Source organism: Nostoc sp. PCC 9305, from assembly GCF_963920915.1.
Taxonomy (GTDB): Bacteria; Cyanobacteriota; Cyanobacteriia; order Cyanobacteriales; family Nostocaceae; genus Nostoc.
This window is the reverse complement of the sequence record NZ_CAWUDN010000029.1, coordinates 12,285-36,494: the sequence shown is the minus strand read 5'-3', so window position 1 is coordinate 36,494 and position 24,210 is coordinate 12,285. Positions and strand designations below refer to the sequence as shown.

General features: G+C 41.3%; 27 protein-coding genes and 1 pseudogene. 20 read left to right on the top strand and 8 right to left on the bottom strand.

From position 1 onward, the window contains the following. Positions 1-263: 263 nt before the first annotated feature. From ACM0OX_RS13090 to ACM0OX_RS13060, 7 genes and pseudogenes are all read left to right on the top strand, one after another. Entirely contained in the window at positions 264-536 is a 273-nt protein-coding gene (locus ACM0OX_RS13090) for a GlsB/YeaQ/YmgE family stress response membrane protein (protein WP_104909288.1), read from the top strand. 1,164 nt (positions 537-1,700) lie between these two features. Beyond that, positions 1,701-2,399, top strand: a complete 699-nt coding sequence (locus ACM0OX_RS13085) for a hypothetical protein (RefSeq protein WP_414515317.1) — start codon at positions 1,701-1,703, stop codon at positions 2,397-2,399. A gap of 315 nt (positions 2,400-2,714) precedes the next feature. Beyond that, positions 2,715-4,067, top strand: coding sequence for a hypothetical protein (locus ACM0OX_RS13080; RefSeq protein ID WP_414515316.1), 1,353 nt, complete (start codon positions 2,715-2,717; stop codon positions 4,065-4,067). A 258-nt stretch (positions 4,068-4,325) separates the two neighbouring features. After that, entirely contained in the window at positions 4,326-4,475 is a 150-nt protein-coding gene (locus tag ACM0OX_RS13075; protein ID WP_414515314.1) for a hypothetical protein, read from the top strand. Positions 4,476-4,531: 56 nt separating this feature from the next. Further along, the gene (locus tag ACM0OX_RS13070; RefSeq protein WP_414515313.1) at positions 4,532-4,684 is read left to right on the top strand and encodes a hypothetical protein; all 153 of its coding nucleotides are present in this window, start codon (positions 4,532-4,534) and stop codon (positions 4,682-4,684) included. Between the two features lie 68 nt (positions 4,685-4,752). Then, the gene (locus ACM0OX_RS13065) at positions 4,753-5,214 is read left to right on the top strand and encodes an efflux RND transporter periplasmic adaptor subunit (protein WP_414515312.1); all 462 of its coding nucleotides are present in this window, start codon (positions 4,753-4,755) and stop codon (positions 5,212-5,214) included. Next, positions 5,180-5,350, top strand: a pseudogene (locus ACM0OX_RS13060) (ABC transporter permease); the annotation flags it as partial. The gene ACM0OX_RS13065 and the pseudogene ACM0OX_RS13060, both read left to right, overlap by 35 nt. Before the next feature lie 169 nt (positions 5,351-5,519). Here the strand turns inward: ACM0OX_RS13060 and ACM0OX_RS13055 are convergent. The 5 genes from ACM0OX_RS13055 to ACM0OX_RS13035 all read right to left on the bottom strand — a co-directional run bounded on the left by ACM0OX_RS13055 (position 5,520) and on the right by ACM0OX_RS13035 (position 11,146). Next, complete coding sequence (locus tag ACM0OX_RS13055) at positions 5,520-6,317, bottom strand: superoxide dismutase (protein ID WP_414515310.1); 798 nt, start codon at positions 6,315-6,317, stop codon at positions 5,520-5,522. Positions 6,318-6,653: 336 nt separating this feature from the next. Beyond that, positions 6,654-7,217 carry an exonuclease domain-containing protein gene (locus tag ACM0OX_RS13050; RefSeq protein ID WP_414515308.1) on the bottom strand — a complete coding sequence of 188 codons (564 nt, stop codon included), beginning with the start codon at positions 7,215-7,217 and terminating at the stop codon, positions 6,654-6,656. A gap of 189 nt (positions 7,218-7,406) precedes the next feature. Further along, entirely contained in the window at positions 7,407-7,841 is a 435-nt protein-coding gene (locus ACM0OX_RS13045) for a hypothetical protein (RefSeq protein ID WP_414515373.1), read from the bottom strand. A gap of 125 nt (positions 7,842-7,966) precedes the next feature. Beyond that, positions 7,967-9,229: a sensor histidine kinase gene (locus tag ACM0OX_RS13040; protein WP_414515306.1), complete on the bottom strand. Its 1,263-nt coding sequence runs from the start codon at positions 9,227-9,229 to the stop codon at positions 7,967-7,969. A 30-nt stretch (positions 9,230-9,259) separates the two neighbouring features. Beyond that, on the bottom strand, positions 9,260-11,146 hold the full coding sequence (locus ACM0OX_RS13035) for an ATP-binding protein (protein WP_414515305.1): 1,887 nt from the start codon (positions 11,144-11,146) through the stop codon (positions 9,260-9,262). 258 nt (positions 11,147-11,404) lie between these two features. On the opposite strand from ACM0OX_RS13035, the gene petN reads away from it, so the two are divergent. From petN to ACM0OX_RS13000, 7 genes are all read left to right on the top strand, one after another. After that, on the top strand, positions 11,405-11,494 hold the full coding sequence (petN, locus tag ACM0OX_RS13030) for a cytochrome b6-f complex subunit PetN (protein ID WP_012408302.1): 90 nt from the start codon (positions 11,405-11,407) through the stop codon (positions 11,492-11,494). Positions 11,495-11,501: 7 nt separating this feature from the next. Next, on the top strand, positions 11,502-11,663 hold the full coding sequence (locus ACM0OX_RS13025) for a hypothetical protein (protein ID WP_094350864.1): 162 nt from the start codon (positions 11,502-11,504) through the stop codon (positions 11,661-11,663). 152 nt (positions 11,664-11,815) lie between these two features. Beyond that, on the top strand, positions 11,816-14,965 hold the full coding sequence (locus ACM0OX_RS13020; RefSeq protein ID WP_414515302.1) for a GAF domain-containing protein: 3,150 nt from the start codon (positions 11,816-11,818) through the stop codon (positions 14,963-14,965). Positions 14,966-15,090: 125 nt separating this feature from the next. Next, positions 15,091-15,327, top strand: a complete 237-nt coding sequence (locus tag ACM0OX_RS13015) for a hypothetical protein (RefSeq protein WP_414515301.1) — start codon at positions 15,091-15,093, stop codon at positions 15,325-15,327. A 22-nt stretch (positions 15,328-15,349) separates the two neighbouring features. Then, positions 15,350-15,649 carry a type II toxin-antitoxin system PemK/MazF family toxin gene (locus tag ACM0OX_RS13010; protein WP_414515300.1) on the top strand — a complete coding sequence of 100 codons (300 nt, stop codon included), beginning with the start codon at positions 15,350-15,352 and terminating at the stop codon, positions 15,647-15,649. A gap of 156 nt (positions 15,650-15,805) precedes the next feature. Then, positions 15,806-16,108 (top strand): HNH endonuclease signature motif containing protein, encoded by a 303-nt coding sequence (locus tag ACM0OX_RS13005; RefSeq protein WP_414515299.1) that lies wholly within the window; start codon positions 15,806-15,808, stop codon positions 16,106-16,108. A 61-nt stretch (positions 16,109-16,169) separates the two neighbouring features. Then, entirely contained in the window at positions 16,170-16,892 is a 723-nt protein-coding gene (locus ACM0OX_RS13000) for an HNH endonuclease (RefSeq protein ID WP_414515297.1), read from the top strand. Between the two features lie 165 nt (positions 16,893-17,057). On the opposite strand, the gene ACM0OX_RS12995 is transcribed toward ACM0OX_RS13000, so the two are convergent. The 3 genes from ACM0OX_RS12995 to ACM0OX_RS12985 all read right to left on the bottom strand — a co-directional run bounded on the left by ACM0OX_RS12995 (position 17,058) and on the right by ACM0OX_RS12985 (position 20,006). Next, positions 17,058-18,464, bottom strand: coding sequence for an NAD(P)(+) transhydrogenase (Re/Si-specific) subunit beta (locus tag ACM0OX_RS12995; RefSeq protein ID WP_414515296.1), 1,407 nt, complete (start codon positions 18,462-18,464; stop codon positions 17,058-17,060). Next, positions 18,461-18,754 carry an NAD(P) transhydrogenase subunit alpha gene (locus ACM0OX_RS12990; RefSeq protein WP_012408294.1) on the bottom strand — a complete coding sequence of 98 codons (294 nt, stop codon included), beginning with the start codon at positions 18,752-18,754 and terminating at the stop codon, positions 18,461-18,463. The genes ACM0OX_RS12995 and ACM0OX_RS12990 overlap by 4 nt, the downstream gene beginning before the upstream one ends. 79 nt (positions 18,755-18,833) lie before the next feature. Then, positions 18,834-20,006, bottom strand: coding sequence for a Re/Si-specific NAD(P)(+) transhydrogenase subunit alpha (locus ACM0OX_RS12985; RefSeq protein WP_414515294.1), 1,173 nt, complete (start codon positions 20,004-20,006; stop codon positions 18,834-18,836). Between the two features lie 769 nt (positions 20,007-20,775). Between ACM0OX_RS12985 and ACM0OX_RS12980 the strand changes: the two genes are divergently transcribed. The 6 genes from ACM0OX_RS12980 (at position 20,776) to ACM0OX_RS12955 (ending at position 24,185) form a co-directional block, all read left to right on the top strand. Then, positions 20,776-21,288 carry a DUF2808 domain-containing protein gene (locus ACM0OX_RS12980; protein ID WP_289798079.1) on the top strand — a complete coding sequence of 171 codons (513 nt, stop codon included), beginning with the start codon at positions 20,776-20,778 and terminating at the stop codon, positions 21,286-21,288. A gap of 106 nt (positions 21,289-21,394) precedes the next feature. Further along, positions 21,395-21,529: a 50S ribosomal protein L34 gene (gene rpmH, locus ACM0OX_RS12975; RefSeq protein WP_084227158.1), complete on the top strand. Its 135-nt coding sequence runs from the start codon at positions 21,395-21,397 to the stop codon at positions 21,527-21,529. A 25-nt stretch (positions 21,530-21,554) separates the two neighbouring features. Continuing rightward, the gene (rnpA, locus tag ACM0OX_RS12970) at positions 21,555-21,977 is read left to right on the top strand and encodes a ribonuclease P protein component (protein WP_414515292.1); all 423 of its coding nucleotides are present in this window, start codon (positions 21,555-21,557) and stop codon (positions 21,975-21,977) included. Then, the gene (locus ACM0OX_RS12965) at positions 21,964-22,356 is read left to right on the top strand and encodes a PH domain-containing protein (protein WP_414515290.1); all 393 of its coding nucleotides are present in this window, start codon (positions 21,964-21,966) and stop codon (positions 22,354-22,356) included. Before rnpA ends, ACM0OX_RS12965 begins: the two co-directional genes overlap by 14 nt. 153 nt (positions 22,357-22,509) lie before the next feature. Further along, entirely contained in the window at positions 22,510-23,661 is a 1,152-nt protein-coding gene (gene yidC, locus ACM0OX_RS12960) for a membrane protein insertase YidC (RefSeq protein WP_334903882.1), read from the top strand. Next, the gene (locus tag ACM0OX_RS12955) at positions 23,658-24,185 is read left to right on the top strand and encodes a protein jag (protein WP_334703401.1); all 528 of its coding nucleotides are present in this window, start codon (positions 23,658-23,660) and stop codon (positions 24,183-24,185) included. The genes yidC and ACM0OX_RS12955 overlap by 4 nt, the downstream gene beginning before the upstream one ends. Positions 24,186-24,210: the final 25 nt, after the last annotated feature.

The following is a 24,210-nucleotide window of genomic DNA, read 5'->3' as shown; positions in this document are numbered from 1 at the left end:
TGAGTTCAATGCTTCAAGTAGATGAGAACGATCATTAAAAATGCATATACTGCAATTATCAAGCAATGAATTTATTAGCTCCTGGTTTTAGACCTACCAGGAGCTTTTTTTTATTATCCATCTTAATAAAGGGAGTTCATCACAAGAAGTAATAGCGTTCATCCTCAAGGCTATTAGTAATTGCTTCTGTTGGTAGATTGAATGTCAATATTTGGATTGCTATTGTGTATTTGTCACTAAAAAACGTTTATCAAATAAAAACAATGAATATTCTTGCTTGGATTGTTTTAGGTCTAATTGCTGGTGCGATCGCAAAGGCTATCTACCCCGGTCATCAAGGCGGCGGAATTTTAGCAACAATTTTATTAGGAATCGTTGGTGCTTTTATTGGTGGTAGTTTGGGTGTATTCTTCAGTACAGGAAGCTTTGCTCTAGCGGCTCCCTCTTTGAGTATTCCCGGTATTGCAGTAGCAGTTCTGGGTGCCATTGTTGCAGTCTTCTTGTGGAACGCGTTAACTAGCCGCAGTGCTTTGTAATAAATTAAATTGAATTAACTAATTTAGAACTTACGCACTTTTTGTCTTACCTGTCAATGCGTAAGTTCTGTTTATCAACAATTATTGACATAATTTGCCGCTTGTCACACTGATAGCCTCAACATTATCAACCTGAATAATGTTGAGGCTATGATTTTATTTTGGATGCCCTATCTGTTGCAAACATTTTTTGAATTGGTATTAGAGAAGTCGTAAATCTCTGTCTTACAGACCTATAAGGTCTCTGGTAACAACAGCAACAGCGTGCTAAATCGCCAATTTTATACTTGTAATCTAACTTAACTTTGCTTGGAGCATAGGCGTAGCCCATCATAGGTATCGTCTGGAAGGATAATTAAAAACTTGGGTTAGCGATCGCAATCTCTTACTTGTACGTATTTTATCTAAAATAAAGTTATATTTAATACGTGAAAACAGTGGTTTACTAACAATAGTATTAAGTTCTTAAATACTAGTAATGTGTAAATAGATTAAGCTTGCCTCTCACCTATTTGCTATGGAATTTAATGAAGAGGTAGTTACGATTCCCAGTGTACAACTTTGATAACTGTCCACAATACTGTTGCATGTCTCAAGCTCATGGTAATATTATCTTACTGTCAGGGAGATATTATTTATACATCAATTTGTAACCATGCTGAAAGAGCTAGTTAGGTGCGCTACCTCCAAAAAACAAAAAATTATTCAACCTATCCAGGAAATCAACAAAAGCCCTAACGTGCAAAGCACAGAGCTTTTTAAACTCTGCTTATATAAGGTACTGAAGAGCTAGCTAAAGCTCTTTTTTAGGAATCATCATAGCCAGCAATAAAGGCATAAAACCCTCTTAGGATGGCAAAAAATTAGACAAGAGTAAATAGAAAAGTTTTGACATAATGTCAATAGTTTTTTGTATATGTAAAAATATCAAAAAGCCTAATTTGTCTTGTCAAGAAGACATTAGCATTGTGTGTTTTATTTAAATATTGATTCTCTTTGGGCTTGTTACCTATATATAAAAGTCCTATTTGATGAGTAAAAACTTAAGCTACTCGATCAAATCAGGCAAACACTTAAATTTAATAAATAATTTAGGACTGCTAGATAATCTCGATCTAGCAAAGATTCGATTATTCACAAAGTCAGTAAGAGTAACAGGAAACCATGAATATCATAGTTCGTTTGTTTGGAGCGATCGTTCTCCAAGTATCTGCGTTGGCTGCAATGTCTAGCATGGCAATGTCTGATGACAACCCCTTTCGCGTCAATACCCAACAGACTCCTGCTGTTTATCCACGAAAAACAACACAGCCCTTTCGCGTCAATACTCAGCAGACACCTGCTGTTTATCCACGGAAAACAACACAGAGGATTTGCTCTTTAGATCCCATTGAAGATTTATTACCTCCACCACAAACTAAGACAAGTAATTCTTTGCTTTCTTACCTTGCTGAACAGGGTTTTACACAAAATAAAGAGGGTTCCTGGGTCTGTTATGCGAACGATCCTAAAAAAGAAGGACGTTACTTTACTTTATTTAAGGTCAAACAAGTTAATAGCAGGCTCATAGCAAGTTCTTTCCTAGATGAAGGCAGTCTAATTCAAGGTCAGGAAAATCGTAGCTTGGACTTCTTTATGATGCTGATTGAGCATCATACGAATACTACTAAAGAGAATCGTCAAGGTATACGTAGATATCTACAAGCCTTCGTTTCCTTAGTTAAGGAAGGGAAGATCAAACCTACACGTCGTGGGTATCTTTTTGACCAACCAAACAGGGCTATGGTCTTGTATCACACACTCTCATCAGGAAACCTTAAAGGTACGGGAATCACGATCAACATTTATTTACCTAAGAGTTGAATTGGGAAAGTAGGGAAATAGGGGAGCAGAGGAGCAGGGGATAATGGCACTAAGAAAAGCCCAAAGGCTTGTGTCGTCTTGTTCCCAGCCTCCAGGCTGGGAATGTATCTAAAAGAGGCTCTGCCTCTTGTCAAGCTCCTGGAGGCGGAGCCTCCCAGAATGGGTTCCCAGCCTCTAGGCTGGGAACTAGTCAGAGCAAGGGCTGTATCTTTTCTTAGTGCCATTCCAGCAGGGGAGAAGTAGCAGTAAGTCTTTCCCCTCTGCCTCTTGTGCCCAATCCCCAATTAAATAGCTGTCGTTTAGTGGAGGTGCATCTTGTCTAAATCAATTGTTCAAAGAATTGCGATGCCGAAGGTAGTTCGCTTTGCAGCGATCGCATTTTCATCTGTTGCAGTAGTACTCACTACGTGTCAGTCTGCTTTTGCACAGCTAAATGTTGGACGCTATGGCATCCAACAAGGACTGGAGTCTGAGTATCTCCAGTACCAAATTAAGAACCAGAATTTGAGCCAGATGCGAGTCATTCCTGGATGTGATGTAGGATTTGGTCTGACCTGCAATAAGACTGGATCGGTAATCCAACGATTAGTGGAGTTAAACAATGGAACTAGTTATCAAAACCTTCTGATCCGAGCAGCCGGTGGGGAAAAAAACTTCCAGAATTTCGCTAGCTTCTACGGCAATAATCCTAATCTCTCTGCGGTTCCTTACGCCTCATTTTGGAGAAATGCATCCCCCACAATCATGGATGGATCTCAATACCTTCTTGGACAACCTTTTGGTCGCAATCCAGTAGAAGGACTCGGACTTGTAACCAAGCAGTTCTACTGGGCACCATACTCAGGAGTCAATGACTCTGTTAGCCTTCGTAATGGATTACTAGACCTGAAATTGTCATACGGACGACTGCTGTTTGAAGAGGCCTCAAAAATTTCTAACATTCAAGAGCAGATTCAGTCTCTAGGTCTGTCGCCAGAGATGACAAATTTTTATTTAGATAAAATCTCTACAGGCTTGGATGTGTTGAGTTCTGGAAATCAGAACCAACTCCAACAGAAGATTTTTGAAGTACTATCCTTTCCGTACTCCGAAGATGGTGGGGAACTCGGACGCCCCAATAATGCGATTCCAGCGGAATTTAATCAGCTCTTAGGAGAAGGTATCCCAGGAGATACTTTGCTGAGTGAAAATCCACTAGCGTTGGATGGAGAAACAATAGCTTTTGATGCTTTCCCTGGCTCTACGGGAGATGTCTTGGTACCAGACAGTTCTAATTCCTTTCCACTTTGGCCAATAATCGGCGTTGGGGGTCTTGGTTTAATTCTGCTTCTACTACTGAGTGGTGATAGTTCTTCAGCTCAAACACCTACACCTGTTTCTTCAGCTCAAACACCTACACCTGTTTCTTCAGCTCAACCACCTACACCTGTTTCTCCAGAAAATACACCTTTGTCTCTCACCAGTAAAGGCGAATGCGATCTGACTCCTAGTGGTAATGGTTCCAATCACACACAGATAATTGAGGTTCCGTGTAATGTTACTCCTCAAACCCCCACGGAAGTGAAGAAGGTAGTGGAGCCATCAACAATCAAAGCGCTTGTATTGCTAATTGTTCTACTATGGATAGTCCGTAACAAACACCAAACTTTAAAAATCCGTCATTCGTAATTATTTTACATCAAGGGATTTAGCAAAGAGTCAGAGCGCTAGTTTCCAGCGATGTCTACGAGCATCAGGCTTAGAAAGAAATAATTAACCACTTAGGGTAGCACAGTTAGCTGTGCTACCCTACCCGTGTAACTCATTCAAACGAGAATCGCTATTATTACAATTTTGTAATTCAGACAAAGGGAAAGCTGTCATATTGGGCTGGTGTAATTAAAACTATCAACTCTTTCCAATCTCAGCAAAACAAGATTGATTGTTATGATTATTCGTCAATTTCTAGCCTTGGCAGCCATTTCCCTCACGCTTGCAGCCTGTGGTCAAGCAGGTAGTAACCCGAATCTGACCGCCCAAAACCCCCTCAAGCGGGTGAGCAACCATCGCAAGGGAGGCGATCGCACCGTCAGATAGATTTTACAGCCGCGGCTCAAAAACTTGGTGTTACCGAAGCCAAGTTAAAAGAAGCTTTGGGAGTACCTACTAATCCAACCAATCTACCAGATGGAGAGCGTCGCCGTCCCGACCTAAAAGCGGCAGCTACAAAGCTTGGTGTTACTGAAGAAAAATTGCGGGAAGCCTTGGGAATTCCGGCACGTCCTCCAAGCAATTCTTCTAATTAATCAATTGCTTGTAGGAGTCGATCGCAACGACTCAATTGTTGTTTACAACCAAGGTGCATTCATAACCTATGACACTTAATTCTCCCCAACAAATTACACTCAAGCCTTTTAAAGAAGGTTTGATAAAAGGCAAACTGACAAGATGGCTGATGGGGTTATTGATACTCAGTTCACTCACTGGTGGTGGATACCTCCTTTACCGTCAGACGGTGATTTCCTCCACTCAGTCAGCCAGAAGCAAAATGCAGACAGTCCCAGTCAAGCGAGAAACCTTACCGATTACCATCTCAGCCAACGGTACTGTTGAAGCCAAACAATCAACCAACGTCAGTCCTAAAAGTTCTGGACAGCTAAAGAAATTGCTCGTAGATGAAGGTGACTCTGTGAAAGCGGGGCAAATCCTCGCATACATGGATGATTCAAATCTGCAAGGGCAACTAATTCAAGCACAGGGATCTCTGGCTTCAGCTCAAGCGAATTTGCAAAAGGCGATCGCTGGCGATCGCCTTTGCCGCCTCAAATCTATTTAAATTTCCCTTCGTGATTTCACTCTGGTCAATACTGTTCGGCTTTGGTTTAACGTTTGTCATTGGGTTACTGGCTGGCGTAATTCCGGCTCGTAATGCTGCTAGTCTTGACCCAATTACGGCGCTCAGAAGTGATTAAAACATTCTTGAACAGGACTTACGCAAAATCATGAAAAAACGAACCACAGAGGGCGCAGAGGACACGGAGAAATAAGAGTTTCAGAAAGCTCTTGCGTAAGACTGGATAATGTGCATAGCATGTAAAACCTGATGAAAATAGGATACTTTACCAGCCCTTTATGTAGCGTTTAGTTCGAGGAGCGTCCCGTAGAGAAGGAAAGGTATCGCCTGTTAATCTGCGGCCAATTCACTACATTCCACCAATTATCCAAATACTCAGCTCGACGGTTGCGATATTTTAGGTAATAAGCGTGTTCCCACAGATCGTTACCCATAATCGGATATGAACCCTCCATAATCGGGTTATCCTGATTTGCTGTGGTAACAATCTGGAGCTGCTTTTGAGGATTGCGTACTAACCAAACCCAACCACTACCGAAACGAGCTGCACCCGCTGCATTAAACTGTTTTTTAAAGGCATCAAAGCTGCCAAAAGTTTTGTTAATTTCTCCAGCGATCGCTCCTGATGGTTGTCCCCCACCTTGAGGACTCATCAGTTGCCAAAAAATCGTGTGATTTAGATGACCACCAGCGTTATTACGTACCTTTGTCCGAATAACTTCAGGTACGCTGTTCAAATTCACTAGTAAACCTTCAACACTTCTTTTTTGCAAATCTGGATACTGCTTCAATGCATCATTTAAGTTCTTGACGTAGCTAGCATGATGTGCATCATGATGCAATTTCATCGTTTCAGCATCAATCACTTTTCCTAGTGCCCCATAAGCATAAGGCAATGGTGCTAGTTGTGCGGGAGAAGCACTTAATGACCTATTAGGATAAGCTACAGTGGCAAACGGTCTAGTAGGTGTTGGTGTAGAAGTTTGTGCCTCAGCTATTGGTACTGGTTCGTGATAAATTAGCAGAATTGTCAACACAATTGTTGTGAAGAAAAAAACTATTTTTTTTCGCCAAAATCCGATCATAAATTGTAGCCTCAAAATCAATATTATTGGCTTATAACCCGATCGTAGACTGTTATTTTGCAGTTACATTAAGCCAAATATTATATATATTACCTTAGTTGTCAGTTAACTCAAACAAAATAAATCTAGCTGAAATTTTATTTTTAAAACCGAGAATTCAAACCTTGTAAAGAATAAATCTCTTGAATTAAGAATAATAATTATTCATACGACTCCTAATTTTATTATGTATGTGAGTCTCATTTGCCTGTATGAACATCTTGTTTACAGCATAATAGCTAGATTTTATCCACTATTTTAACTAGGCTACACTACTATAACTTTTCTATTATTTATTCACCTGATTTTTTTGCTTTTAATCTGTCTGTATATCGCTGCAATATTGCGGGCATCATCAATGCCACGATGGTGTGTGCCTTTTAATTCTATCCCCAACTCATTGAGAGCCTGTGCCATGCCAAATTTTTTAGATACGCCAAGATATTCTGAAAATTCCTCTTTGATATTTATGTGTTCTGAAGTAAAAGGATAAGGAAAATTATGAAACGCACAATCTTGAATAAATTGCTTTTTGTCATAATTGCCCCAAGAACAAAAAATATAATTGGGAAACAAATTAATCCATTCTTTGAAGCAAGAAATTGCCTCTAAAAATTTTGGTGCTTCGTCAACATCTTGCTGTCGAATACTAGTCAATTCTGTGCAAAAAGCTGTCAGTTGCGGGTGTCTCACAGGTCGGATGAATTGCTGAAACTCGGAATCAATTTCCCACGTTGCTCTATTGAGCATCACTGCACCGATTTCAATTATTTCCATTTGGTGACGGGGAATAGTCCCACTGTCACAGCACGTAGCTTCCAAATCGACTATCAAATAATAGTGGGATCTTTTTGTTTTCATATTATATAGAGTAATAATAATAATTAATACTAATAGTTATTTATACGTGGTTTTGACTAATTACACAATCACTATTGTAAGCTTATTGTATTTAAGGTACTACAAAAATGTGATGCCTACAGCCTTTTTGATTTATTTGAACTACAGCTAGCTGTAATACCACAACTTCGCAACTTAGGCAAAGGGAATTTAGATTGATGAAAAAGATTTAACCCAACGGAATTGAATAGCGATATCAAGGGCGATCGCAGCCAGCGCAAACCATAACAAACTTTCTGCCGCCAATACCAAAAAAGGCCAAATTGTGCTGTGAGAATTCCACCCAAGTTCTATTTGAGTTAATCCGCGCACCAAGCCAAAGGCTAACACGCCACCAGCTTTGAGTTGAGGATTTCGATCGGAGCGGATGATATAGCGGTAGGTGACACCAAATAGGAAACCAGTAAAAGTTGCAACTGCACCACTCACCCATAAGTGCCAATTAACATCACTTTGCAGACTTGCGAGTGTCTGAAAATACTTTGCCAGTACTAAAGTATTTAAAAGATTGGCGATCGCGAAGCTAAAACACATACATAATCCCCCAACTATTCCAGCTTTGAGGGATTCTATGCGTTCTGCCATTAATTGAGAATCTAAAGTTGGGTTCACTCTGTATAGAAGTTAAGGATTAGGTATTAGGAAAATTTTTCCTTACTCTCCAGTATGATAAATGCTTGAGCAGCTTTGTCATTAATTAAATACCCCTCTCAAGTGGGAATTTTGATGATAAACTCGGTTCCCATACCAGGTTGAGAATTAACTTCTAATACACCTTTGTGTTTATCTACAACTATTTGATATGCAATCGACAAGCCAAGTCCAGTACCTTTGCCAACACTTTTTGTCGTAAACAACGGCTCAAACAAGCGTTTTTTCAGCCGTTCAGGAATACCAATTCCATTGTCAGCAATCCGAATTATAACCAATTGTTCAGAATCTATTTCTGTGGTAATTTTAATTTGAGGAATTAGATTGCTCATTTTGCCTTCCATTATAGCTTCATCAAGGGCATCAATTGCATTTGCGAGAATGTTCATAAATACTTGATTCATTTGCCCTAGATAGCAATTTACCTCTGGTAATATTCCATAATTTTTAATAACTTCAATACCGGGACGATCGCCATTAGCCTTGAGGCGGTGTTGTAAAATAACCAGTGTACTATCTATTCCTTGGTGCAAATTAGCAGATATTTTGGCATCACTATCCGAGCGAGAGAAGCTACGGAGTGAACTAGAAAGATTTTGAATTCGTTCGCTTCCTATATGGAGTGAGTTCAAGATTTTTCCCATATCTTCGAGAACAAAGTTTAGATCCAAGTTCTCAATAGTTTTGGTAATTTTGGCTGTTGGGTTGGGATACTCTTGTTCATATAGTAGAAGCAACTCGGTTACTGCTGTAATATGTTCTTCCAAGGGTGGAATATTGCTGGAAATAAAATTGATCGGGTTATTGATTTCATGGCCAATACCAGCGATTAGCTCTCCGAGTGTTGATAGTTTCTCTTGCTGTACTAGTTGGACTTGGGCTTTTTGCAAAGCCCTGGTGCGATCGCTAACTTGTTGTTCCAAAGATTCAGTCAATTGTTTGAGTTGTAAATGTACGCGTACTCTTGCAATCACTTCTTCTTGGGCAAAGGGTTTCGGGATATAGTCTACTGCGCCAAGGGAAAATCCTTTCGTTTTGCTTTCCGTATCTGCTAAGGCAGTAGTAAAAATAATCGGAATGTTTTGGGTAACAGGATTAGCTTTGAGGCGGCGACAAGTTTCAAATCCGTCAATACCGGGCATTTGTACATCCAGCAAAATCAACTCTGGTTGATTGCGTTCGGCTTGAGCGATCGCACTTTCTCCATCGACTGCAACCCGAAAACGAAAACCCTCACTATTGAGTGCTTCACACAGGAGAGATAAATTTGTGGGATTATCATCCACAATCAAAATAAATCCGGTATCTGAGGTTTTAAGCATGATGAATTAACAATTGAAATTTAACTCAAATTAATTGATATATTGTTGAATAAAAGTTTCCAAACGTTTGAGTTGGAAATTACTAGCAAGCTGGACAATTTGCTGGACAAAAATGCTTAAATGCTCATCAGATTTAGAAAGTTCATTGGCCAGTTCCAAAACTTTTTGAATATCACCGTCTTGCGTTAGTTCGAGTAAATCTTGTAAAACCTCTTGCGTAGGATAAATCATCTCATTTGGTCGATCCAAAGCATCCGTACTGGTTTTTTTGATTTCATCTACTTTCACATCAAAAACCCATTCCAGCTGCAAAAACTGTCGTAGCATTTCCAGCAGCGTTTCAGCTTCTACAGGCTTTGGTAGAAATGCATTTGCACCTACATCAATACTTTTGTACTGGTCGGCTGCAAACACACTAGCTGAGGAAGCGATGACAGCAATCTCTTTAAATTGCTCAGACTGACGCAAACGTTCGATCAACTCAAACCCATTCAATATAGGCATCACTAAGTCAGTGATAATCAAGTCTGGTTTGTGGGCTAGAGTCTTTTCCCATCCTTCTTGACCCTGACTAGCTTCTACAACAGTAAACCCAACTGGCTCTAGTAAATTTACAATTACCGATCGATTTTCCCATTTGTCATCCGCAATCAAAATAGTACGGTTTTGTCCTTGATAACCAATAATAGTTCCTTGCTCAACCACTCTAGAAACCTTTGCCCAGTCTTTAGATTCTGGAAATTCTGCTTCAAACCAGAAAGTACTTCCTTTGCCAAATTCACTTTGGACTTGAATTTGACCACCCATCAACAAAACAATGTTTTGGCTGATTGCTAATCCCAAGCCTGTACCTTCAGATTGTCGTTTTTGATTTCCTACTTGTTCAAAGGGTTGGAAAATTTTCTGTGCTTGTTCAGGGATTATCCCCGCACCAGTATCTATTACTTCAAAACGAATTTTGTAGTTAGTTTGTCCATTAGTATTTAATTGTTGATTAATGACCTTAACTTTGAAGGTGACAGTACCTTCATTAGTAAATTTAATGGCATTACTAAGCAAGTTAATCAGTACTTGCCGCAAGCGTTTTTCATCAGTATGAATGCCCGTTGGTAAATCAGAATCGAGTTGGACGTGAAATGCGATCACTTTTTGTTCTGCTCGGATGCGGGAAATTTCAGTCACGCTATCTATAAAGGCAGGTAAATAGAAATCAACAGGATACAATTCTAGTTTCCGGGCTTCTATTTTGGAGAGATCCAGAACATCATTAATTAGGGTTAAAAGATGAGAACCACATTGATAAATGATGCTGACTCCTTTGCGTCCTTTCTCACTCAAAGATTCTGTGCGTTGGAGAATTTGTGTATAGCCTAGAATACCGTTAAGAGGTGTGCGTAGTTCATGACTCATATTGGCAAGAAATTCACTCTTGGCTTGGCTGGAGTTTTGAGCAACTTCTTCTGCAAGGCGTAATTCTTTTTCGATGCGCTTGCGCTCGACAATTTCAGTTGAAAGCGCTCGATTGATAACTTCTAACTGGGTTGGACTAGGTAGTGTTAGAGCTTGAGGCATGAGATAAAATAACGCAAATGCCGTATATATCGAAATAATGGCAGTTAGAGCTTTTAAACTACCTGCAAGCCAATAATTTGGATGCCAAAGCGTCCAAATATCCATCAAGTGTCCAGTACCGCAAGCAATGATAAAAGCACCAAATAACAAAAAGACTCCATTGAAAGGAACGTCTTTACGCTTATAAATAAAGTAAATCAGCAGGAAAGGAATAGAATAATAGGCTAGAGCGATCGTGGCATCAGAAATGATGTGCAGCGAAACTAATCCAGTTTGCCAGAGATAACAATGTCCGTGGGGAATAAAACCGTTGGAGTGGAAAGTATCGTTGAAAAATGTCGGCATGATATTAAGGGTTGCTGGATTGGAAATATATACGCATAGCCCTAGTATTCCCAAAGCATTAAATCAGAAAGCGCGATCGCTACTTTATTTATATTAGTTTTCATTATTACGTACAGCACTAAAGTATCAAAAAAAGATAGTATCTGGTTTACGGCCGCACGCAAAACTTGCAATCTTATTGATAAAAAAATCTCAGCCTGCCCAATCCCTGTATGATAAATATTAGAAACCTTTTGTAATTATTTGAAAAATGGGACTATGGAGATTTTGACACTAGGTTGGGTATCGTTGTTAGTTGTGTTCACTTGGTCAATTGCAATGGTAGTGTGGGGACGTAACGGACTGTAGAGGCATTGTGGAAAGTCCATTCTTGAGTATTTTGGCTTTATTTGCTGTAGTGCTGCTTGTAGTAGTCACTGGTGGTATTGGTTATTTGACCCTGGCAGATTGGCGCGATCGCCGTCGTCGAGATGAAGAAAAACGCACCACCCGCAGCGCCACTCCCAAGCGGCGATAGTTTTCTCGTGATTGAAAATCTTTTTGTAGGGACACGATTGTATCGCGTCCCTACATTGTTTTTATGACATTCCCAGGAAATAATTGTTACCTTTGCGATCGCAACGGGAATCATGAAATAGAAGACTTTCAATATTTAAAGTCCCACTGGGAATGGAAAACTCCTCTACTACTCAACCCATACAACCAAATTCAGAACGGCAAGAATCTCATTCAGATGTAACATGCTCCTTGCGTCAGAATGAGCAACAAAAAGCCTTATCTGGAGTTATTGCCCGTATTCGGGAGTCTCTAGACATAGAAACTATCTTCAAAATTACAGTCACTGAAGTCCGCCAACTTCTGAAAAGCGATCGGGTTGGCGTGTTTCGTTTTTATCCTGAATTGGCATGGGAAGGGGAATTTATCTATGAAGATGTGGCAACCGAATGGGATTCGGCACTATCAGCCAAACTGCGCGATCACTGCTTTAGTGAGGAGTTCGCAGGACTGTATCAGCAAGGCCGAATTCGAGCAATAGCTGATATTTATCAAGTTAATGCCAGTGATTGCTACATCCAGATTCTGGAAAAATTCCAAGTACGTGCCAGTATAATTGCCCCCTTGATCAAAGGTAAAGATTTATGGGGATTGTTGTGTATTCATCAGTGTGGTAATTCTCGACAATGGGAAGCATCAGAAATTGAGTTTGTGCAATTAATCGCTGAACATCTAGGGGTTGCTTTACAGCAAGCAGACTACCTAGAACAAGTAAAACTACAATCAGCAGAACTAGCACAAGCAAAAGCCAGAGAAAAAGCAGCCCAATGGCAGAAAACCATAGCCATCACCATTGAGAAAATTCGCCAGTCCCTAGATTTGGAAAGTATTTTCCACACAACCACCGCAGAACTTAGGCAGCTGCTAAATACCGATCGCGTGGCTATCTATCGCTTCAATCCCGATTGGAGTGGTGAATTCGTGTTTGAATCAGTGGCAGAGGGTTGGGTTTCCCTGATAGATCAACAGTCGCAACGCCCGGAATTGAAAGAGAACGTCAGCGAATGTAGCGCCAAACATTTAGCTAACCCCCCAGTCGCTGATACCTATTTACAAGATACAGAAGGTGGTAGCTTCAGCCGGTGTGAAGTGTACCGAATTTGTAATGATATTTACAATTCAGGTTTTAGTGACTGCTACATTAAAATTTTAGAGATATATCAAGCCAGAGCTTATGCGATCGTTGCCATTTACCACGGTCAGAAGCTCTGGGGCTTGCTAGCAGCATACCAAAATGCTGAAACCCGTTATTGGCAAAAAGATGAGGTTTACTTACTTACCCAAGTTGGCACCCAGCTAGGTGTGGCTTTGCAGCAAGCGGAATTTATCCAACAAATGCAGATTCAAGCAGCAGATATCAGCAAAGCTGCTGAAAGGCAAAGAGCGTTGGCGCACACAGTAGAAAAAATTCGTCAGTCACTTGAAATTGAAGCCATATTTAAAACCACTACTCAAGAAGTTCGTCGGTTATTAGAAGTGGAACGAGTCGCAATTTATCGCTTCTATCCTGATTGGAGTGGGGAATTTGTGGCTGATTCCATCGTTGATGGCTGGACACCAATGGTTAAGCCGCAGCCAGTAACAGAACGCGTTCTTGTACAAGGAAAACAAGCGGGTAAGTATGCACGTAATGAAGTTTTTGTACCCATTTCTCAGGGTGAAAAGCTGTGGGGATTGCTAGTAGCTTATCAAAACTCCCAGCCCCGTTATTGGCAAGATGAAGAAATCAACTTGTTAGCACAGGTTGGTGTTCAATTGGGGGTAGCATTACAGCAAGCTGAGTCCTTGAAACAGATGCAGGTGCAAGCCCAAAAACTGGCTAAAGCCGCCGAACGAGAACGGAAAGCAGCCGAAAGGGAGAAAGCTTTAGCCGCAACGGTAGAAAAAATCCGCCACTCTCTTGATATTGACACCATTTTTGCTACTAGTACAGAAGAAGTCCGACGGTTATTAGAAGTTGACCGAGTGACAATTTATCGATTCGGGACAGATTGGAGTGGCGAATTTGTTGCTGAGTCTTTAGCCGAAGGTTGGACACCAGTAAAGGAAATTGTACCTGCGATGTCTACGACGGGCTACGCCTACGCAAATGATTACTTGCAAAAAAACCAAGTAGGAGACTTTGCTAATGGTAAAACTCTGGTCATTAAGGATATTTATAGCACCGATGATTCTATTCCTTATATTGCCCTAATTGAACTCATGGAGGCTAGGGCATATATGATTGTGCCGATTTTTCAGGGTGAGAAACTTTGGGGATTGCTAGCAGCTTATCAAAATACCAAACCCCGTGATTGGCAAGAAGATGAGGTAGATTTGCTGATGCAGATTGGTACTCAGTTAGGGGTAGGACTTCAGCAAGCGGAATTACTCGAACAGACTCAACGTCAAAAAGAAGAAATCACCCAGACTCTTAAAGAATTGCAGGACACTCAAAGCCAGTTAATTCAAAGTGAAAAAATGGCAGGCTTAGGGCAGTTAGTTGCTGGCGTAGCACATGAAATTAATAACCCGATTAGTTTCATTTATGGGAATATCACTTATGTGACTGAACATACCGAAAATTTATTTAAATTACTGCGCCTTTATCAGAAACAGTATCCTAAGACAACAGAGGAAATTAAAAAGCAAGTAGCAGCATTAGATTTAGATTTCATTAATGATGACTTGCCCAAAATTCTTGCTTCAATGAAGATGGGGGCAGAGCGGATCTCTCAATTAGTCTTGTCGTTACGAAGTTTTTCTCGGCTTGACGAATCAGGAATGAAGCCCGTTGACCTTCATGAAGGTATCGACAGTACTTTGCTAATTTTACAACATCGACTGCAACCACAAACTAATTCTTTTGCTATTGAGGTAGTTAAGCAATATGGTGAATTGCCTCCAGTAATATGCTATGCAGCCCAGATGAATCAGGTGTTTATGAATATTCTCAACAACGCGATTGATGCACTGGAAAACTCAGCAATTAGTGGAAAAAAAATTGACAATCCTAAAATTTGGATACGTACAGAAGTCATAGAAGAGAATACTATATTGATTTGGATTGCTGACAATGGTTGTGGGATTACCGAGATTGTGCGATCGCACATTTTTGAACCTTTCTTTACCACTAAACAACCTGGACAAGGTACTGGTTTGGGGTTATCTATTAGTTACCAAATTATTGTAGAAAAGCACGGCGGTACTATCAAATGTGTTTCTGAACCTGGTAATGGCTGTGAGTTCTGGATACAAATTCCGATGAAACGGACAATTAGTTAGGAAAAAAATAGGTGATGCATTCTCTACGAGAGGCTACGTCAGAGGACACAAAAGAAAGAGGAAAAAAGCGATCGTTTATCATAATTTCACTAACATTAGTAATATAAGTTGCTCTATGAATTAATATGGAAACTAAAGAAATTCTCCAAGCACTCCCAAGTTTGAGCATAAGCGATCGCCTGAAGATAGCTGAATCAGCTCTGCAATTGGTTCTTCAAGAAAAAAACTCACTCACCAAAGATGAGCAAAAATGCCAATTAACACTAGCAGCAGTGACAGCTATTGCAGATTATGCACCTGGTAGTGAATTAGATATATTCTCTGACTTAGAGGGAGAAGACTTTTGCGACTATCCAGATTAAGACTTCCACAACTCAGGAAATTATGTATAGAGGTGAAGTCTGGTTAGTTAATTTAGATCCAACAGTAGGGACAGAAATTAGCAAAAAACGTCCTTGTATCATAGTCAATGATGATGCTATTGGGATTTTGCCTTTGAAGGTTATTGTCCCAGTTACAGATTTGAAAGAAAGATATGCTGTTAGACCTTGGATGGTGCGGCTGGAACCAAGCACAGAGAACAGTTTAGCTAAAGTTTCTGGTGTAGATACTTTTCAAGTACGTTCAGTTTCAGAAATAAGATTAGTCAGAAAACTAGGTCAACTCTCCGACTCAGAAATGTAACTTGTTTCTCAGGCATTAGCTGTTGTCTTAAATATTTCTCACCCAATATTTTAGTGATCGCACTGTGGAGATTTGGCGATCGCTTTTTTTAGCAATGTTGTTAAGTACAAATATACTATAATCTATAAACTAACTCTAATAAGCAGAAACCACAATATGTTCGGTAGTGTAAGTCCTAACCATTATTCCAGGGCACTGGCGTATCAAGCCGCTCAAGATGCAGCCCAATTAACTAAAATTCAAGCAGTGTGGGAAAAAGGTTTTATTCTTCCAGACTGTGATCCCAGGATCTGGCGGAAAGATCAATTTGGAAGATTGATAAATAGATACAAGTATGGAAAGCGTCAATCTACTTATGGATGGGAAATTGACCATATAATACCAAAATCTAAAGGGGGCAGTGATCGTATTTCCAACTTACGTCCTCTACAATGGTACATCAATATTGTCAGGCAATAGGTTAGATTCCTCTGTTGCTCTACCCCACTTACAATAAATTTTAACTGGAACAAGGTAAACAATGACTAAACGACCTAAGTCCGGAAGATGTGTACATTGTTTACAAAATGTGGAAGATTTGACAAGAGATCATATTTTCCCCTTTGCTTGGTATCCAGATAATACTCCTGAAAATTTGCAAAGATGGACAATTCCATCGTGCAAAAAATGCAACGAGGAATATGGCAGATTAGAAGAGGATCTACTATTGAGACTAGGTATGTGTATTGATCCTGAAGATGCAAAGTCAAGCGGAATTACAGATAAGGTATTGCGTTCAATAGATCCAGACTATGCAAATGATAGAACAGAAAAGCGAATAAGAGAAAGAAAAAGAGAGAAAATAAAAAAAGAAATAGTTAGATGGCAAGCAATGCCAACTATAGGTTTCCATCCAAATTTTCGAGTAGAAAGCAATGTTTACTATCCAGAATATCCATCTATACCAATATCAGTCGAGAAGTTAGAACGATTGTGTCATAAGATAGTTCGCGGTATAACTTATTTTGTTGATCAGACTTTTATAGAAAGCAATTTTGAGATTCAATTTTTTACTGTAGATGATAAAGCTGCTCAACCCATACTAGAAAAATATCAACAATATTTGGAGACATACGATCGTCCAGGTATTAAAGTAATACGTGCTATGACAAGTGACAATCCAGATGCTGGTTTTTATGCTATAGAAATATGGGGCAGATTGAAAATGTACGCCGTAGTAAAGCCAAATAAATTATCATGCTGAATGCTATAAATAGTTTATGAAAGATAAACACCAAAATCGAAATTTGCAAAACTCACTTTATTTGATTAAAAAACTTGCCTCAGAAGCATCACACTTCCAAGGCAAGCAAACTCTCTAATTTTTTCTTTACTTCGCGCCCTTTGCGCCCTTTGCGGTTCGTTTCTCTTAAAGTTGCTTCACTTCCGAAACCAACTTCGCCACCATATCCTTAGCACTACCAAAAAGCATCGTAGTTTTATCCTTGTAGAACAACTCATTATCTACACCGGCAAAACCCGTACTCATCCCACGCTTAATTACAATCGTCTGCTTCGCCCGATCTACTTCCAAAATCGGCATACCATAAATCGGGCTATTTGTATCACTCCGCGCCGCCGGATTTACCACATCATTTGCCCCAATTACTAAAGCCACATCCGCTTGATCGAACTGGGGATTAATATCATCCATGTCATACAACTGCGTATAAGGCACATTTGCCTCCGCCAGCAACACATTCATGTGCCCCGGCATTCTCCCAGCAACAGGGTGAATGGCATACTTGACATCAACGCCCATTTTTTCTAACTGATCTGACAATTCCCGGACGCTATGTTGCGCTTGGGCAACTGCCATACCATAACCAGGCACAATTACCACAGAACGGGCATAACCCAACATCATCGCTCCTTCTTCAGGATCGATACTGCGGACGCTTTGATCGGTTGCACCACCACTAGCAGCACCACCACCAGAACTAGAACCTGTACCAAAAGCGCTGAACAGCACACTAAATAAGGAGCGGTTCATTGCCTTACACATAATTTCGGTGAGGATTAAGCCAGATGCTCCTACCAAAGCACCAGCGATGATTAACATATTGTTCATCACCACAAAACCAGCCGCCGCCGCCGCCACACCTGACAAGGAGTTCAACAGCGAAATTACCACCGGCATATCGCCGCCACCAATGGGGATGACGAACATCACACCCAGCACTAAGGAAACAGCTACCACTCCCAAGAATATGGGTAAGCTATCTGGTGTAATGATTAAATAGACACTGCCTACCAAATAAGCACCCAGAAGCAACAGGTTAAATGGTTGCTGGAAAGGAAATGTAATCGGGGAACCACTAATTAAACCTTGCAATTTGGCAAAGGCTAGAAAACTACCTGTGAAGGTAACGCCACCGATTAACACGTCCAACAGCATGGAAATGTTCACATCTATGGGTATGGGTGCGCCAGAATCCAATAATCGCCAGAATTCGGCAACGGCGACTAATGCCGAAGCCGCACCGCCCAAACCGTTGAGCAAACCCACCATTTGGGGCATTTCGGTCATTTGGACTTTGTAGGCAACGATCGCACCAATTCCCGATCCAATTGCCAAGCCCAACAATATCATCTCGTAGTTCAACACATGCTGATCTAGCATTGTTGCCACAATTGCTAGTAGCATCCCCACAGCCGCTACGATATTACCGTTTCTCGCTGTAGCAGGCGATCCCAGCTTTTTCAAGCCCAGAATGAATAATGATGCAGCGACTAAGTACGTCAGCTGAATGCCAGTTGGTAAAAAGTCGCTCACGCCTTAATCTCCTTCTTCTTGAACATTTGCAACATTCTGTCTGTGACTAAAAAACCACCCACAACGTTGATTGTTGCCAGTACCACAGCAATCAAACCGAGAATTACTGACACACTTGTGTCCCTCGCACCAGCAGCAACTATTGCTCCAAGTACTGCAATGCCAGAAATCGCGTTTGAGCCTGACATTAAGGGCGTGTGTAAAGTCGGTGGGATTTTATTGATAACTTCAAAACCAATAAAAGATGCCAATACAAATACAAACAAAGCAGCAAGTAATGCCTCTGTCATGAAATCAAGACTCCTTGTATAAGTGGGAATGGGGCATTGGGCATGGGGCATTCTCATTGTCCCCTTGTCTCTCCATTCCCTAATTAACCGCCGGTTGTTGAGTATTCAAAGCTTGTAGCGCATCCCGCACTCGTTGATTGCGAATTTCACCTGCATGGGTAACGCAAGCAGCATCAACGATGTCGTCGCCAAAGTCCACCTGTAAAGCTTTGTCTTTAATTAGCAGTTGAATCAACGATGTTACGTTCTTGGAATACAATTGGCTGGCGTGAATTGGCATTGATGATGGGAGATTGATAGGGCCGATAATTGTCACGCCGTTCCATACAATATCTTTGCCGGGTTCGGTGCAGGCGCAGTTACCACCCTGATCGGCAGCCAAATCTACAATTACTGAACCGGGTTTCATTTGTGCCACCATTTCTTCTGTAACTAGCCGTGGTGCTTGTCTCCCAGGCACTTGAGCAGTAGTAATCACTACATCAGAATTCTTAACGTGTTCGGCGACAACTTCTTGGGTACGTTGTTTGCTAGCCTCAGAAATTTCCTTGGCGTAACCGCCAGCAGCAACGGTTTCTTCGTCTAATTTGACTTCAACGAATTTTGCCCCTAAGCTTTGCACTTCTTCTTTGACGGCGGGACGGATATCAAAGGCTTCTACCACTGCTCCCAAACGTCTGGCGGTGGCGATCGCTTGCAATCCCGCTACACCAGCGCCCATAATAAATACTTTCGCTGGAGCGATCGTACCTGCGGCTGTGGTTAACATTGGGAAGTATTTCGGTAATGCAGCTGCGGCAATTAATACTGCTTTGTAACCTGCTAATGAAGCTTGTGAGGACAAAGCATCCATACTTTGCGCTCTGGTGGTACGGGGGATCATCTCCATACTCAAAGCGGTGACTTTTCGATTTGCTAGTTGCTGCGCCACAACAGGATTTCCTAACGGATTGAGGAAACTGACTAAAACAGCCCCTTCTTTTAACAAGTCAATTTCTGAGCGTCCATCTTCTCGTTCTTGCGGTGGACTGACTTTCAGCAGAATATCTGTTTCGCCCCATAATTTGGCAGTATCGCTGATGATTGTCGCTCCTGCGGCTTCATAGTCAGGATCGCTGAAAAAAGATCGCTCTCCTGCACCTGCTTCTACCCACACTTCCAAACCTTGTTTTACCAATCGGGCAACGATGTCAGGAATTAATGCCACACGACGTTCGCAAACTTCAATTTCTTTAGCAACTGCTATTCTCATGAAATCTCCTGAAGATAAATACTTAATCTCTGCCAAGTAAGTGATTGTCCAGATGATGCGTGTCCCGCACTCATAGTACTTAGGCAGGAACATCAGCCATGAATTTTACTTGTAGATTGAACCTTGAATCTTTCCTCTCCCACTCTTAGCTCTCCAGGCAAAGCCTCACTTTGCCGCTCGCAGATGTCATATTTTCAGATAGTTGCAAACAGGGTTACGTATTGCACATCCTAAATTGATTCCCAAATTTTGCATCTTTATCTTTAGCTTGTTTTCGGGATTGAGAAATTTTGGTATTCCTTTCTTATAGAGTAATATTGACCGGATTTTGAAAGCTTGATAATTTCCCAATCAAATTTTAATGATTACGACTTCGATTCCAATCCAACTTATTTTAATCAATTTAGCCCAACTTAACTGGCGATCGCCGATGGCACACCTCAATTTTTATAACAAAATTCTCAAATTTAGATACACTTATACATATTTATAAACACAATCCAACCCCTAACTGTGTTTATATCTAGTTCAAATTTGACCCAGCTTAGTAATCAAATCATGGCTACATAAGGGTAATGAAGTAAATTTAATATAGGTTTGTTTTAATACTAAGTAACTTTACTGTTGCCTAAACTTCAGGCAGGATGGCACTTTTTTTGGAAATTAAACGTCCATTGTCAGGAAGCCAGTAGTAAAGTTTAGTAAAGCATACTAACACACAGTCATTATTTAGATAACAGATTTATATTTTGGTAGAGGAAGCCCGATTATGCGACGTTTACTTTCTGCTTTAGCCGTGACTAGCTTTTTGGTTACTGGATTACCAGCCTTGACTTTGGCGCAAAGCTTACCTGGATTTACGCTGTTTAGCGGCGTCAAACAAGAAAATCAGCTACCCTTCCGGTTAGATTTTGGCGGACAAGCTAATGGTTGGGATCGATACATATTGAAGATTCCAGCCAAAAGAATGAAATTGGCAGTTGGTCAATTTGCCATTACCTACCCTGATTATTACAAAGGAACTTTTGACCAGAAAAAAATTGAAGTCCGAGTCAAAGGCAAAGCAGTTCCGCTTTCTGAGGTGAAGTGGGACAAAGAAGGTAAACTGATTAATATTTTTCCTCAAGAGCCAGTGCCAGCAGGTAGTGCAGTCGAGGTAGTGTTATCTAACGTGAAAAACCCATCCTTCGGTGGAGTTTACTATTTTAACTGTCAAGTGCTTTCCCCTGGCGATGTACCACTACTGCGCTACATGGGAACATGGATTTTAAGCATTAGTTAAGAATAGGGAGTAGGGATATAACCAATCGGCGATTCCCAATTCCCTAACAAAGTGATAAAATTAGAGATTGTGAGTTTTTATAAAAATCACCTAAGAGGAGAAGAGTATGAAAAGAACACTGGGCGGTACTAGCCGTAAGAGAAAAAGAACTTCTGGTTTTCGCGCCAGGATGCGGACACCAGACGGCAGAAACGTGATTAGCGCCAGAAGAAAAAAAGGCCGTCACCGTCTGGCTGTTTAGGGCATATCAAGCTAAAAGAGCATCTGTGGCTTTGCCCAAAACAAATCGGCTAAAATCCCGAAAGGATTTCCAGGCAGTTTTCCGAGAAGGAATTCGGCGTCATGGCTCTTATTTAACATTGAGAGCCTTAAAGCCCTTGTGTTCAATAAAACCTTCTTTGGACACTGCCACTCAGACTACGCAAGCAACTGACTCAAAGCTCCTTGCCAGCACGCGGATTGGTATTTCAATTAGCACAAAAGTCAGCAAAAGGGCAGTGGTTCGCAACCGAATCAAACGGCAAATTACTGCTGCTTTACATAACCTGCTGCCAAAATTATCACCAGGATGGCGGCTAGTATTTATTGTCAAACCCACAGCAGCAGAATCTAAGTGCGTAAGCCCACAATTTCTGCAAGAATTAGAGCAGTTGTTGGCACAAGCTGAGGTGTTCGATGGGAATTCGTGAAGATGTTTATTATGAAGGTGGCCCCCATGTTGGGGATTTAATTGTCAACCTGCTGATTGGGCTAACCGTTGTCGGGCTACCATTAGCAGTTGGAGCAATTGTCAGGGCATTGTGGCTGCGTTTCCGCATCACCGATCGCCGAATTACTGTGATTGGAGGTTGGCAGGGACGCGATCGCACTGACGTAATTTACTCAGAAATTGTCAAAATCGTCAAAGTTCCCCGTGGCATTGGCTTCTGGGGAGATATGGCGATCACCCTAAAAAACGGCAGTCGTCTGGAATTGCGTGCAATTCCCAATTTTCGCGAAGTCTATGACTACATCAACGAAAGAATTGCTGCGAAAAATCCCGAATTTAGCGCGACTGCAAATCAGTGATGGGAGCAAGGGAGCAGGGGGAGATGAACCAATGCCCAATTCCCAATGCTCCATTTAAATGTGCGGCTATCCGTAGCGAAAGATAGTCGCAGACAAGTCATGATTTAGATAAATTAGATTCAGTTTACAGTACCTCAGGTTGAATTCAGAATAATGGATTTTGGTATCGGCTTTCTCTCGAACAACGTGATGCTGCCAATCATAGATTTTTTCTATGGTATAGTGCCTAGCTACGGATTAGCGATCGTTGCTTTGACCTTGATAGTCCGCTTCGCGCTCTATCCCCTGAGTGCTGGCTCAATTCGCAATATGCGGAAAATGCGAATTGTACAACCTCTAATGCAGAAGCGGATGGCAGAAATCAAAGAGCGCTATAAGGATGAACCGCAAAAGCAGCAGGAGGAAATGGTCAATGTCCAAAAAGAATTTGGCAACCCTTTGGCAGGCTGTTTTCCATTACTAGTGCAAATGCCGGTGTTATTAGCGCTATTTGCGACTTTGCGGGGTTCGCCTTTTGCAAGTGCTAACTACAGCGTTAACCTGCAAATTCTTCCCGCAGAACAAATCGAACAAATTCAACCGCAAGCCTTTGCCACTGCTCCTCAAAATATTTATGTTGCAGATGGAGAACACGTTAAAGTAGCTGCCATTCTTCCCAGCGGAAGTAAATTAGCGGTGGGAGAACAAACCAAGATACAGTATCAGACTGTTGAAGGTAAACCATTTCAGGTACTCTTAGCAGAACACCCAGAAAATAAGCTGATTCCTGATTGGAAAATAACCAAAGGTGAAGATAGGATAAAAATTGATGCCGAGGGCAATGTAGAAGCCTTGCAACCAGGAGATGTCACCATTCAAGGAACAATTCCTGGATTAGCAGCAGAAAAAGGCTTTCTATTTATTGATGCTTTAGGCAGGGTTGGCGCACAAGATCCAGATGGCACAATCCACTGGGATATCGTTGCCATGATCGTCTTCTTTGGGATCAGCCTTTATGTTAGCCAAATGCTTTCCGGGCAAAATTCCAGTGGTGGCAATCCGCAGCAGGATACAGTTAACAAAATCACCCCCGTCATCTTTTCTGGGATGTTCTTGTTCTTCCCCCTACCAGCTGGGGTGCTGATGTATATGGTGATTGGTAATATTTTCCAAACCGCCCAAACTTATCTTCTCTCCCGCGAACCTCTACCAGAAGAACTGCAAAAAATCGTAGAAACTCAGGAGAAAGAAGCAGCAGTCACAGAACAAAAAGCATTACCGTTTGAACCAAAAAGTGCCAAGAAAAAGGCTACAGGGGGATCATGAGCGACATTCCGATGCAGCGAGGTCAGCAGTGGTTAAAAACCCTGCTGGAACTCACTGGAATACCTGCTGAGATTCAGGGTCATTTAGAAACTGCCCAATCTCAAGACGGCGATTCTCCAGAACCAGATAACTACTGGTTGACTATTGACCAAACCAATTTGACCTCAGAACAAATCCAGGTGTTAATTGGTGCTGATGGTTCTGTGTTAGATGCGATTCAGTATCTAGCAAATTCGGTTCTAAACCTTAGCCAACCCCCGGAAGAACAAGCCTCTTACACCATTGAGTTAAATGGCTACCGGGTGAAAAGAGAAGCCGAAATTCGCGCATTAGCAGAAGCCGCAGCCGATGAAGTGCGCTTTTCTGGTAGAGAAGTAGAAATCAAATCTCTTAGTTCTGCTGAACGGCGTCAAGTTCATACCTTTTTGAAGGAATTTGGAGATTTAGAAACCTTCAGTCGCGGTAAAGAGCCACATCGTCATCTGGTTGTCTGTCCAGCTTCGTTGGAAGGAGTTGGGAGTTAGGAGTTAGGAGTTATGAGTTTGGAGT

Excerpts from the sequence above, each read along its gene's own strand:
- ACM0OX_RS13090 (WP_104909288.1), top strand. The coding sequence starts at position 264 with ATGAATATTCTTGCTTGGATTGTTTTAGGTCTAATTGCTGGTGCGATC.
- ACM0OX_RS13085 (WP_414515317.1), top strand. The coding sequence starts at position 1,701 with ATGAATATCATAGTTCGTTTGTTTGGAGCGATCGTTCTCCAAGTATCT.
- ACM0OX_RS13075 (WP_414515314.1), top strand. The coding sequence starts at position 4,326 with ATGATTATTCGTCAATTTCTAGCCTTGGCAGCCATTTCCCTCACGCTT.
- ACM0OX_RS13065 (WP_414515312.1), top strand. The coding sequence starts at position 4,753 with ATGACACTTAATTCTCCCCAACAAATTACACTCAAGCCTTTTAAAGAA.
- ACM0OX_RS13055 (WP_414515310.1), bottom strand. The coding sequence starts at position 6,317 with ATGATCGGATTTTGGCGAAAAAAAATAGTTTTTTTCTTCACAACAATT.
- ACM0OX_RS13050 (WP_414515308.1), bottom strand. The coding sequence starts at position 7,217 with ATGAAAACAAAAAGATCCCACTATTATTTGATAGTCGATTTGGAAGCT.
- ACM0OX_RS13045 (WP_414515373.1), bottom strand. The coding sequence starts at position 7,841 with ATGGCAGAACGCATAGAATCCCTCAAAGCTGGAATAGTTGGGGGATTA.
- ACM0OX_RS13040 (WP_414515306.1), bottom strand. The coding sequence starts at position 9,229 with ATGCTTAAAACCTCAGATACCGGATTTATTTTGATTGTGGATGATAAT.
- ACM0OX_RS13035 (WP_414515305.1), bottom strand. The coding sequence starts at position 11,146 with ATGCCGACATTTTTCAACGATACTTTCCACTCCAACGGTTTTATTCCC.
- petN (WP_012408302.1), top strand. The coding sequence starts at position 11,405 with ATGGAGATTTTGACACTAGGTTGGGTATCGTTGTTAGTTGTGTTCACT.
- ACM0OX_RS13020 (WP_414515302.1), top strand. The coding sequence starts at position 11,816 with ATGGAAAACTCCTCTACTACTCAACCCATACAACCAAATTCAGAACGG.
- ACM0OX_RS13015 (WP_414515301.1), top strand. The coding sequence starts at position 15,091 with ATGGAAACTAAAGAAATTCTCCAAGCACTCCCAAGTTTGAGCATAAGC.
- ACM0OX_RS13010 (WP_414515300.1), top strand. The coding sequence starts at position 15,350 with ATGTATAGAGGTGAAGTCTGGTTAGTTAATTTAGATCCAACAGTAGGG.
- ACM0OX_RS13005 (WP_414515299.1), top strand. The coding sequence starts at position 15,806 with ATGTTCGGTAGTGTAAGTCCTAACCATTATTCCAGGGCACTGGCGTAT.
- ACM0OX_RS13000 (WP_414515297.1), top strand. The coding sequence starts at position 16,170 with ATGACTAAACGACCTAAGTCCGGAAGATGTGTACATTGTTTACAAAAT.
- ACM0OX_RS12990 (WP_012408294.1), bottom strand. The coding sequence starts at position 18,754 with ATGACAGAGGCATTACTTGCTGCTTTGTTTGTATTTGTATTGGCATCT.
- ACM0OX_RS12985 (WP_414515294.1), bottom strand. The coding sequence starts at position 20,006 with ATGAGAATAGCAGTTGCTAAAGAAATTGAAGTTTGCGAACGTCGTGTG.
- ACM0OX_RS12980 (WP_289798079.1), top strand. The coding sequence starts at position 20,776 with ATGCGACGTTTACTTTCTGCTTTAGCCGTGACTAGCTTTTTGGTTACT.
- rpmH (WP_084227158.1), top strand. The coding sequence starts at position 21,395 with ATGAAAAGAACACTGGGCGGTACTAGCCGTAAGAGAAAAAGAACTTCT.
- ACM0OX_RS12965 (WP_414515290.1), top strand. The coding sequence starts at position 21,964 with ATGGGAATTCGTGAAGATGTTTATTATGAAGGTGGCCCCCATGTTGGG.
- yidC (WP_334903882.1), top strand. The coding sequence starts at position 22,510 with ATGGATTTTGGTATCGGCTTTCTCTCGAACAACGTGATGCTGCCAATC.
- ACM0OX_RS12955 (WP_334703401.1), top strand. The coding sequence starts at position 23,658 with ATGAGCGACATTCCGATGCAGCGAGGTCAGCAGTGGTTAAAAACCCTG.